We start from the raw sequence: 980 nt of genomic DNA on the forward strand, positions 1-980 counted from the left end.
TCTGCGGGTCGTGCGGTGGACATGCGTCGATCCGGAAGCCGTATCCCTCAGCGAGCGCGGCGTACGAACGCTGGACCTCCGGGCTGTACATGCAGGCTCTGGTGATCGCACACTTCGCGTTGTCGATGATGATGCGGCCCGGGCAGCCGCCAAACCACTCAAAGGCACGACGGTGGCAGGCCAGCCATGTCTCGACGGTCTGGTCGAGCACGAGCTCGACATACTGGTGCCGCGACCAGCAGAGGGTCATGACGAAGAACCACGTCTTGATCTGCGCGCCCGATTCATGTGGTAGTGCCGGCCCGGCGCCGAAGTCAACCTGTGCGGCCTCCGCTGGCGCAAACTCAAGGATCGTTGTGGCCGGCACGCCGCGTTCGGCCCTCAGGCCCAGCAGGATGCGGCGCACCGCCGAGTAGCTGCCGGTGTAGCCATGGTTGCGTTTCAGCGCGTGGTGAATCGTTGTGCCCTGAACGCCGGCGTCATGCCAGTCACGGATCTGCTCGCGAAACGGCTCGAGCGTGGACACGCATGTGCTCGGCAAATGTGGAGTGCGGCCAAACACGCCGGCAATCACGGTATCGTCAGGCAACGGCTGCCCAGGATTCAGCCAGCCGCGCTCGTCGGCCATACGACGAACAGCGGTCAACTTCTTGCGACCCATCAGGCCGCTACGCCCGATGTCGCGATCAGAATCGCCTTGCCGCATGCGGACAAGGACTTGACGGTACTCAAACAATTCGAACCTCCGGTTGGTCATGGACACTCCGTTCAGAAAGAACGGGAGCGTACCCATCTGGAAAGTTCGAATCGCGTTCAACACCCTGCGCCAGTGGCGCCTATACGCCGATCATTGACTGGCTCCTTTACGCCGGTCACGGACTGGCGCCATAACGCCGATCCTGCGCTGGCGCCTATGCGCCGATCATCAGGTGGCGCCAATACGCCGATCCCGGAATGGCTCCATAACGCCGGTCAGTGAC

At 62.8% G+C, this 980-nt stretch carries 1 protein-coding gene; it reads right to left on the bottom strand.

The genetic code is table 11. From position 1 onward, the window contains the following. A partial coding sequence (gene istA / locus P0D89_RS53435; RefSeq protein WP_408379719.1) for an IS21 family transposase occupies window positions 1-736 on the bottom strand: 736 nt, incomplete at its 3' end. Between the last annotated feature and the right edge of the window lie 244 nt (window positions 737-980).

Origin of the sequence: Paraburkholderia sp. RL18-085-BIA-A (assembly GCF_046027075.1) — a bacterium.
Lineage (GTDB): Bacteria > Pseudomonadota > Gammaproteobacteria > Burkholderiales > Burkholderiaceae > Paraburkholderia.